Annotated in this window: 8 protein-coding genes; 5 read left to right on the forward strand and 3 right to left on the reverse strand. The window is 64.9% G+C overall.

What is annotated here, in order from left to right; all coding sequences use genetic code 11:
• Positions 1-2,017, forward strand: a 2,017-nt coding sequence (gene mfd / locus ACTIMF_RS18730; protein WP_442351792.1) for a transcription-repair coupling factor, incomplete at its 5' end; no start/stop codon positions are given.
• A gap of 203 nt (positions 2,018-2,220) precedes the next feature.
• Here the strand turns inward: mfd and ACTIMF_RS18735 are convergent.
• Positions 2,221-2,784, reverse strand: a complete 564-nt coding sequence (locus ACTIMF_RS18735; protein WP_442351793.1) for a TIGR03086 family metal-binding protein — start codon at positions 2,782-2,784, stop codon at positions 2,221-2,223.
• Positions 2,785-2,919: 135 nt separating this feature from the next.
• Here ACTIMF_RS18735 and ACTIMF_RS18740 point away from each other — a divergent pair, with 135 nt between their 5' ends.
• Positions 2,920-3,789: a helix-turn-helix domain-containing protein gene (locus ACTIMF_RS18740; RefSeq protein WP_442351794.1), complete on the forward strand. Its 870-nt coding sequence runs from the start codon at positions 2,920-2,922 to the stop codon at positions 3,787-3,789.
• Between the two features lie 156 nt (positions 3,790-3,945).
• The gene (locus ACTIMF_RS18745; RefSeq protein ID WP_442351795.1) at positions 3,946-5,610 is read left to right on the forward strand and encodes an ATP-binding cassette domain-containing protein; all 1,665 of its coding nucleotides are present in this window, start codon (positions 3,946-3,948) and stop codon (positions 5,608-5,610) included.
• Here ACTIMF_RS18745 and dapA read toward each other — a convergent pair.
• Positions 5,528-6,463, reverse strand: a complete 936-nt coding sequence (dapA, locus tag ACTIMF_RS18750; protein WP_442351796.1) for a 4-hydroxy-tetrahydrodipicolinate synthase — start codon at positions 6,461-6,463, stop codon at positions 5,528-5,530. The two genes, ACTIMF_RS18745 and dapA, sit on opposite strands and share 83 nt — an antisense overlap.
• 58 nt (positions 6,464-6,521) lie before the next feature.
• Here dapA and ACTIMF_RS18755 point away from each other — a divergent pair, with 58 nt between their 5' ends.
• A complete protein-coding gene (locus ACTIMF_RS18755) occupies positions 6,522-7,421 on the forward strand; it encodes a LysR family transcriptional regulator (protein ID WP_442351797.1) in 900 nt (299 codons plus the stop codon).
• A gap of 211 nt (positions 7,422-7,632) precedes the next feature.
• A complete protein-coding gene (locus ACTIMF_RS18760) occupies positions 7,633-8,775 on the forward strand; it encodes a MazG family protein (protein ID WP_442351798.1) in 1,143 nt (380 codons plus the stop codon).
• A gap of 80 nt (positions 8,776-8,855) precedes the next feature.
• Here ACTIMF_RS18760 and ACTIMF_RS18765 read toward each other — a convergent pair whose 3' ends face one another.
• Positions 8,856-9,440 carry an HNH endonuclease gene (locus ACTIMF_RS18765; RefSeq protein ID WP_442351799.1) on the reverse strand — a complete coding sequence of 195 codons (585 nt, stop codon included), beginning with the start codon at positions 9,438-9,440 and terminating at the stop codon, positions 8,856-8,858.
• Positions 9,441-9,959: the final 519 nt, after the last annotated feature.

The raw sequence follows: 9,959 nt of genomic DNA on the forward strand, positions 1-9,959 counted from the left end.
CCAACACGGCATCGGCAAGTTCGTCGAGATGATCGAGCGGACCGTCTCGGGAGCGCGGCGTGAATACCTCGTCATCGAGTACGCGCCGGGAAAGCGCGGCCAGCCGGGCGATCGACTGTTCGTTCCGATGGAGTCGCTCGACCAGTTGTCCCGCTACGTCGGTGGTGAGCAGCCGTCGCTGTCCAAGCTCGGCGGGTCCGACTGGGCCAACACGAAGAAAAAGGCACGCAAGGCGGTCCGCGAGATCGCGGGCGAGCTCGTGCAGTTGTACGCGGCACGTCATGCGGCGCCCGGTTTCCAGTTCGGCCCGGACACTCCGTGGCAACGCGAGATGGAAGACGCGTTCGACTACACCGAGACCGTCGACCAGATGACGGTGATATCTGAGGTCAAGGCCGATATGGAGCGGCCGGTCACGATGGATCGCGTCGTCGTCGGCGACGTCGGATACGGCAAGACCGAGATCGCGGTGCGCGCGGCGTTCAAAGCCGTGCAGGACGGAAAACAGGTCGCGGTGCTCGTGCCGACGACGATCCTCGCCGGGCAGCATATGCAGACGTTCGCCGAGCGGATGGCAGGCTTCCCGGTCAAGGTGCGCGGGCTGTCGCGCTTCACCGATCCGGCGGAGTCCAAGGAGATCCTCGCGCAGATGGCCGACGGCGAAGTCGACATCGTCATCGGTACCCACCGACTGCTGCAGACCGGTGTCCGCTGGAAGGACCTTGGCCTCGTGATCGTCGACGAGGAGCAGCGGTTCGGTGTGGAGCACAAAGAGCACATCAAGGCGTTGCGCACCCACGTCGATGTGTTGACGATGTCGGCGACGCCCATCCCGCGAACCCTCGAGATGTCGATGGCGGGTATCCGCGAGATGTCGACGATCCTGACCCCGCCGGAGGAGCGGCACCCGGTGCTGACTTATGTCGGCGCGTACTCGCCGAAGCAGGTCGGGGCCGCGATCCGTCGCGAACTCCTGCGTGACGGGCAGGTGTTCTTCGTCCACAACCGGGTGTCGTCGATCGACAAGACGGCGCGTGACGTCGCTGCGCTGGTCCCGGAGGCGCGGGTCGTCGTCGCACACGGACAGATGGGCGAGGCCCAGTTGGAGAGCACGGTCGACGCGTTCTGGAACCGCGAGTACGACGTGCTGGTGTGCACGACAATCATCGAGACCGGTCTGGATATCTCGAATGCGAACACGTTGATCGTCGACCACGCCGAGAACTTCGGTCTCTCGCAGTTGCATCAGCTGCGTGGTCGCGTGGGGCGTTCGCGCGAGCGCGGTTACGCGTATCTGCTGTACAGCGGTGACAAACCGTTGACCGAGACCGCATACGACCGGCTCGCGACCATCGCGCAGAACAATGAGTTGGGTGCGGGCATGGCCGTCGCGTTGAAGGACCTGGAGTTGCGCGGCGCGGGCAACGTGCTGGGTGCGCAGCAGTCCGGGCACGTCGCGGGTGTCGGCTTCGACCTCTACGTCCGCCTGGTCGGCGAGGCCGTCGAAGCGTATCGGGCCGCCGCCGACGGCACTCCGATCGACACGCAGGAGTCGTCGGAGGTCCGGATCGATCTTCCCGTCGACGCCCACATCCCCACCGAGTACGTCGAGGCCGATCGGTTGCGTCTGGAGGCGTATCGAAAGCTCGCGTCGGCTGGCGGCGACGCCGACGTCGACGAAGTCTTGGCCGAGCTCACCGACCGTTATGGTCCTCCGCCGGTCCAGACGCAGCGCCTTGCGGCTATCGCGCGGCTACGGCTGCGGTGCCGTGAGCGAGGAGTGACTGAGGTCGGCCTCGCCGGGCAGTCGGTCAAGGTCGGCCCGATGATCCTGTTGGACAGCCAGCAGATCCGCCTCAAGCGGATGTTCTCGTCGGCGAGTTACCGCGCGACCACGCACACTGTGACCCTCCCGATCCCGCGTACCGGCAGTGTCGGCTCGCCCCGCCTTCGCGACTCGGAGCTGATCGACTACATCGTCGGCTTCCTCCAGGCGATCGCGCCCCTGGAGTCGTAGAGCCCTCCGCCGGTCGAGCGGACGTTTTTGTTGGCTGGTCGAGCGGAGTCGGGACCCCCGCTTGGTCGAGCGGACGTTATTGTTCGCTGGTCGAGCGGAGTCGAGACCGATGTACCGCGCTCCGCTCGCGGCAGTGGTACCGCTCAGGGCATGGGGCGAGCTATACGCCGACCCACCCTCTCAGCGGTACCACTCACGTGCGATCACCGCATCGGCTGCCGCCCGGACAGCCCGACCAAGCGTTCCAGCGGCGACGCGGACTCGGCCACCGGAACGGCAGGCGCGAACGCCTTCCCTTCACCCTGGAAGTCGGTCGTCAGCATCGCGGGCGCGAATTTGAGCGATGCCTCGAGGGTGTCGTCGTCAGGTGCCCAATCCAGACCCGCGGCTTGCGCGAGGTCCCACCCGTGCATCTGGTACTCCCACAGGATCATCGAGGCTGCCATGTCGCCAGGCATCCCCGCTTCGCCTATCTTCAGCGGATGAGCGAGAGCGTCGGGGAGCACCTGACGCAATCGCGCGGCTGCCGCGCGCACCTGGTCGGCCCCGCTGCCCTCGACGGTGACTGCATTGGGATCGCTACACGTGTGGTCGTCTGCGGTGTAGCCGTCAGTGAACGCAGTTAGCCATCCGACGATGTGGTTGCGGAGTTCTGCGATGTCGAAGTCAGTGCACGGTGTGGGAGAGTTCGGCGGTGTTCCAGCGGCCTGATCGAGGAGGTCAGCGAGTTGATCGAGCGTGCGGATGAGGGCTGTTGAGGTGTCCATACCGTCGACGCTACGGCTGGTGACTGGTCGCGCTCTTGAAGATTCGCGACAGTTCTCGGCAACGTTTGTCGAGCCCACTGCTGCTGGTCGAGCGGAGTCGAGACCCCCGACGCGACCTCGCGCTACGCTCACCCCGTGCCCGCAGCTGACCGACAGCCCTTCGCCGACCACACGCGCGGAATCCTGCAGCCCGCCCGCATGTTCCGCGTCGTCGAGTTCGATCGGTACCCGCCACCGCCGGAACTCGAGGGATTGGTCGAGTGGTTCTGGTCGGTCCGTTGGGACCTTCCTGCGGGTGAGAGTCACCGGCAGCCGGTGCTGGCGACTCCTGCGGTGAATGTGAGCGTCGGGACTGCGCCGCCGCCGGGCGACGCTCCGCAGCCCGGTCCGTATCCGCTGGCTGCGAAGTTCAACGGAGTCACTACTGCGCTGACGGTCCGGACGCTGAGCGGGACGGGGTGGAACGTGGCGGCCAAGTCGACGACGGGCGGGTTCGGCGCGTGGATCGACGACGTCCAGGCGGTCAACGACACGCACGTGGAACTCACCGATGTCCTGGCAGTCGAGGCTCGGCTGGCATTGGCGGTCGCTGACCGTTCATGGGGTTCAGATCGGGTGAAGCTCATCGGCGATGAGCTGATCCGGTTGTTGGACGGTCGGCCGCAGTCGCGTATTGACCGTGCCAGGGAGGTCTCGCTCATCGCGGCCGCTGCTGAGCAGGATCGGACCATCGGCACCGTTAGACAGCTCGCTAACCTCGGCGGGGTCACGTCCCGCACGCTGCAGCGGATGTTCACCTCATGTGCGGGGGTCTCCCCGACCTGGGTGATCCGCAGGTTCCGACTCATCGATGCTGCCGAGCGGGTCCGCGACGGACGCGCGCCCGATTGGGCCGATCTCGCCGCGGACCTCGGTTATGCCGACCAAGCCCATTTGAGTCGGGATTTCACCGCGACCATCGGGATGTCGCCGGGCGCATATGCTTCCGCGAATCGTTCAGCGTGAATATTTGGTGGCGGCCGCCGATGTGATGGGCGTAGGTTGCATCGTGTGGGAACTCTGATTTTCGACTGACCGTCGCGTTGACCAATGTCCGCGGCCGGCTCTTCGTATCCGACTCCCACCGTGCGCTGCGTTCATGCTGCGCGGAGAGGTCATCTGATGACCCGACTGTCTTGTACAACAATCCATTCCAAAGGCCGATCGCATCGCGAATGCGCCCTGCATGACGTTTCGGTCCGCTTCGATGCCGCCCCGGTGCTCGACGGTGTCGATCTTGTCGTCGGCCCTGGTGACCGTCTCGCGGTGATCGGCGACAACGCGTCCGGAAAGTCGACGCTTCTGAAGACGATCGCTGGAATCGTTCCGGTAGACGGCGGTGTGCGCAGCATCGCGGTCCAGGGAGGCATCGGGTTCGCGGAACAGCATCCGGAGTTCGCGCCAGGCACGACGGTGGCTGCTGCCATCGGTGTGCTGCTGGGTGACATTCGCGTGCTGGAGTGTGAAATAGCCGCTACCGCAGCCGCACTAGCCGGCAACGATGACTGGCTACTACTTGACCGTCTCGGCGACCTACTTGACGCCTTCGACGCACGGGACGGCTATGCGGTCGATCTGCGTCTCGCCGCAGGGCTGCAGCAACTCGGACTCGGTGAAGTCGATCGCGAACGTCCGGTCGCAACCCTGTCGGGAGGCGAGCGTGCTCGGTTGGCGTTGGCCGCTGTCCTGGCGTCGAATTCCGAACTCCTGCTCCTGGACGAGCCGACGAACGACCTCGACGATGCAGCCGTCGACTGGTTGGAAGGTCGGCTGGCGGCACATCGTGGCGCGTTCGTCGTCGTCACGCACGATCGGGAACTCCTCGACGCGATCTCGGCCGATATCGTGGTCGTAGAAGGAGGCCGACTGCGTAGACACGGTGACGGCTATGCAGGCTACCTGCGCGCGCGTGCCACCAGTCGGCGCGTGGCCCGTGAGCGGTATGAGATGTGGTGCGACGAGGTCCGACGTTGTGCGGAGTTGGTGGAGGCCAACTCTTTCCGGCTCGACCAGATTCCACGGAAGAGGGAGAAGCCGGGGTTCGGAAACGGTGCATTTCGTGCACGGAGTCGTGATCATGGCAGTGCGGGACGGATCCGGATGGCGAAGGAACGCTTGGCACGCCTTCATGAGGAGCCTGCGGCTCGGCCACCCGAACTGCTCCAGTTCACTCCTGGATTCACTGCCGCAGAAGGGGCGTCCGACTTGCTGTCCGTCCGTGGACTACTTATCAGGGCGGGCGACCGCGTGCTTGTCTCCGGAGACAACGGGGCCGGTAAGACGACGCTGCTTCGGGCGGTCGCGGGCGAGGTCCGCGGCGACGTCGTGGTGGCGACCGGAGCGCGTATCGCATGGCTTCGGCAAGACCTGTCGGCGCCGACTCGCCGGACGACCGTCAGTGAGTTCGCCTGTGCGACAGGTAGGTACATCGATGACGCCGAGGACCGTCTGTGTTCGTTGGGGTTGCTCGACACCGCCAGCTTGCGGCGCAGGGTGTGTGACCTGTCTGTCGGCCAACGCCGCAGACTCGATCTCGCCATCGTTGTCGACGCGCCAAGTGACGTGCTGCTGCTTGACGAGCCGACGAACCACCTCGCGCCGGAACTCGTCGACGAACTGGAAGCAGCGTTAGACGACTACGCGGGCGCCGTCCTGATCGTCACGCACGATCGTCGGTGGCGCCGCAGGCTCGACGCAGCCGGCGTCACGCAGATCGAGCTGAGGTCTCCGCATGAACGGCCAACGCCACCACGATCTGCGCGGCCTCGTCCGGTGTCGCCTCAGTGAGCGGCGGACGGACCGTCGTGTGCGCGATGACGCCGAGTTCGCGGAGCGCGACCTTCGCAGCGACCGCGCCGCCGGTGGCGATCGAGTTCAATGCGGTGGCTGCGGGGATCAGGTCGCGGTTGATTTCCCGCGCGGTCGGCAGATCGTGGTCGGTGATCGCCTTGATCAGTGCCGCGTTCTCCGCCGACCGAACGGCTCCGACGACGCTGACCACACCGGTGGCGCCAGCCGACAGATACGGCAGGTTGAGGCCGTCCGTGCCGCAGTAGTACGCCATCGGGCAGTCGGCCATCACCGCCATCGCCTGAGCGATGTCGCCCGTCGCGTCCTTCACCGCCAGAATCTTCGGGTGCTGTGCGAGGTCGTACAGGGTCGACGTCGCGAGCGGAAGCCCGGTGCGGTGCGGGACGTCGTACAGCATGACGGGGAGGTCGGTGGCGTCGGCGACGGCACGCAGGTGGGTGGCGACTCCGGCCTGCGACGGCCGTGAGTAGTACGGGGTGACGACGAGTAGGGCGTCGGCGCCTGCCGCTGCGGCGAGGCGGGCGCGGCGGACGGTCGACATCGTGTCGTTGGTGCCGACACCCGCGATGACGCGGGCGCGGCCCTTCGCCTTCGACGCGGCCAATCGGATCAGGTGTGCCAGTTCGTCTTCGGACAGCGTCGGAGACTCGCCGGTTGTTCCGGCGACGACGATGCCGTCGCACTTGTTCTTCACCAGATGCTTCACCATGGATTTGAACCCGGACTCGTCGATCGAGTAGTCGGGGCTCATCGGCGTCGGGACGGCGACGAGGTTGGTGCCGAAGGCATGGGCGGCGGCGGGCGCGAGCATCATAGAACCCATTGTCATGGCGATCATCGTCAACGACAAGAGAACAGTTCTATGACACATTGTTTACGATCACTTCATGATCGATGTGTCGGCACTTCAGGCGCTCCGCGCGCTCGCGGACTTGGGGACGATGAGCAGGGTCGCCGATGACCTCGGGTACACGGCGTCGGCGATCTCCCAGAAGATCAAACGACTCGAACTCGATGTCGGCGTGCGATTGGTGTCGCCTGCGGGGCGCCGCGTGGTGTTGACGGCGGCCGGGCGAGCGCTGGTCGAGACGGTCCCGACTGTCGTTCATGCACTGGAGCAGTCGGTGTCTGCGGCTCGGTCGGCGGATGCAGGCGTGCCGCGCGGAACGTTTCGGATCGTGGCCTTCTCGACGGCGGTCCGTGGGATCGTCGCCCCGGTGTTGGCGCGTCTTGCGGTCGATTGTCCGGACCTTCGTGTCGAGATCGTCGAAGCCGACCCGGTGCCCGCGGTGTACGCGGTGGAGTCGGGCGGAGCCGATCTGGCGTTGGTGCATGACGCGGATGGCGTGCCCACGCCGGTGTCGGCGGGTGTCCGGCCGTCGTTGCTGCACACGGATGTCGGTGATCTCGCGGTCCCGGCGGGACACCCTCTGGCTGGCGCGACGGAACCGATCGATCTGGCTGACCTCGCGGGCTGTCGGTGGGTGACGTCCCCGCCGGGAACGGTGTGCCAGCAATGGTTTCAGCGGATGTTCGCCGGCAGTGACGCCGAACCCGACGTCGTGCACACCGTCGACGATTTCAGTACGCAGATGGCGTTGGTCGCGTCCGGCGACGTCGTTGCATTGATCCCGCGGCTGGCCCGACCGCGTCCGCCGGACGGCGTTGAACTTCGACCGTTGGCGCAGGCTCCGCGGCGGATTGTCCACGCAGTCTGGCGTCGCAGCAGCGAAGAGGACCCGGCTCTGCGTGCGGTCGTCACCGCTCTTGAGGCCGAAGCTTCCTGAAGTCTCCTCGCTGGTCGAGACTCCGCTGTTGGTCGAGACTTCTTCCGCTGGTCGAGCGGAGTCGAGACGCCCGGCTGCTGGTCGAGCGAAGTCGAGACCCTTCCCGCTGGTCGAGCGGAGTCGAGACCCATGTACCGCGCGTTGACGCTCAATCTTCGGTGCAATACCGACTAAGGTCGTCCTGACAGAGTCTTCTCCGGGAGGAGCACACATGCCCGTCGTTCTGCTCGATCCGTCGCGGCCCGACATGGTGCCTGCGGGCGCTGTCGGGCTGATGTCGGGGACGATCGCCGTAACCGAAGAGGTTCATCCGAATCTGTTGTGGCAGTTGCCCGATTACGTTCTCGTGGGTGACGGTGCGCAGTATCACGACGTGCTCCTATCGTCGGATCGACGCCATCCGGCGGTTCGCACGCGGATCGATGCCGGTGAGCGCGTCATCCAAGGCGAGCCGGTCAGGGGCAGCATCATCCTGTACGCCGTCGAGCTGATGGACCGGTTACGGCGGACGGGACCGTGGGAGCAGCGCCAGACGCACGATTCGTTGCGGCGGTATCTCGTCGAAGAGGTCTACGAGTTACTGGACGCGATCGACCACGGGTCGCGTGAAGAGCTGAAGTCCGAGTTGGGCGACCTCCTCCTGCAAGTGCTGTTCCATTCTCGGATTGCCGCCGACGCCGTCGACGGTTTCGACATCGATGACGTGGCACAAAGTTTCGTCGACAAGGTGTCGTACCGGACGCCCGGTGTGCTCAACGGCGAGCACGCGGACCTGGAGCGCCAGATCAACGAGTGGGAAGCGGCGAAGGCCGCCGAACGCGAGGCGCAGCGCGGCAGCGTATTGGACGGGATCGTCACGACGCAGCCTGCTCTTGCGTTGACACAAAAGATCTTTGAGCGGCTGGCGGGCACCGACTTTCCGATCGCTGCAGTGAGCCCGTCCCTCTATCAGGTGGGCGTACCGTTCCGTCAGCATGCGACGGTCAGCGTCGAGGACGAGCAGCGTCGCCGCGCGATCACCCTGATGGATCAGGTCCGTGCTGCTGAGACCGCGGCTCGCGCCGACGGCGTGTGGCTGACCGATGAGAACAACTGGCGCAAGTATCTCGGCATGGACTACGACAAGAGCGCCTTCGACGACGATGCCGACACCGGAGAGATCCCGATCATCACCGACGATGAGTGGGTCGTGGACGGCGACGATGCCGCCGACGACGAGACCGACTACGAAGAGGTCGCGGTCGATTCCGATCCGATCGGTTCGGACGAGGCGTCCAAGGTCACCGGTGTGCGAGTGAAGAGGGACGTGCCAGGGATGGTCGTCGTCGAGAAGTGGAGCGCGGAGGGGGAGTGAGCGGGAAGCCAGGCAGTGAGCGCCCCTTTCGCTAGGTTTGCGTCCACATCCAGATTTCCACCTCCTACGGGAACGAGAAGCTATCCGGCGTCAGTGAAGTCGTCGAACCGAGCGGCAAGGCGATCGCGATCGGGCCGATCCTTCCCGCGGCGCGGTATCCAGAGCGGACGCTGATCCATCTGCTGAAGGCCGTATTTGAGCATGGGGCCGTCCACTTCGGCGAGCACGTCGGCGTTGACGTGTACTACGTAGTCCGGCGAGACGCCGAGAATGTTCTCGTCGTACGCGGCGTGATGGATCTTGCACAGGGCCAGCCCGTTCGTCACTACCGGTATGCCATCCGCAGCAGAGTCTGCGCTGATGTGAGCAGCGTCCAGGAGCGGGACCTTCTTCAGGACGCACACGGCGCAGCGTGCCTCGTATGCTGTGAGGACGCGAGCACGGAACTCTGGCTGGTGCATCCGCTGCTGGACAACCCGCTGGACGTATCGACGTTGGTCGTCTGTGAGATGCGCTGGGTCCGGCAGAAACTTGAGACTCTCGTCGATGGCAAGAAGGAAGCGTTGGTGCTCCGGTTCTTCCTTGACCACATACACGGGCATGATCGGTACAAACTTGCCTGGCGCGACCTTCCTGAGCATGACCACCGGGAGCCCAAGTCGCATGGCCTCCCTGAGCTTGACGTTCGATCCACCGCTTGGATCTTGACCGTCAGGGCGTCTCTCGTACGAGTAACGATAGAGCGAGTCGCCGTGATCGCCATCGTCGTATTCGCTTGCTGGGTCACTGATGATCGTTAATGTCGCGGCGTAAGACTGAGGGTTCCAGATCCCCTTGGACGTATCCACGATTCGCTCTGGACCCCATCCGAAGTCCACTCGACTTAACCACTCGCGGGTGAGGACGGGTCGGCCGGCGAACTCGGCTGCCAGCACATGCATGAGTGCCTCACGCTTGGTGAACTCATCCGAGGGGCGGGTCATCAGCTCAGGATCCCATACCGACCTCCTTGATATTGCTCTTAACCTGGGGCGTTCACTTCACCTCTCCTCACTCGGGGACTCGAGAGAGCCGCCACGTACTCGCAGTTGACGTTCGGCGTAAGTATCGAACATTAGTTCTTGTTGTGGGTGAGTTATATCATTTGTGTAGTTCTCGGGTGGTGCCGGGAGCGAGGGGTTCTT

This window comes from Gordonia sp. (in: high G+C Gram-positive bacteria) (assembly GCF_052106715.1).
Lineage (GTDB): Bacteria > Actinomycetota > Actinomycetes > Mycobacteriales > Mycobacteriaceae > Gordonia.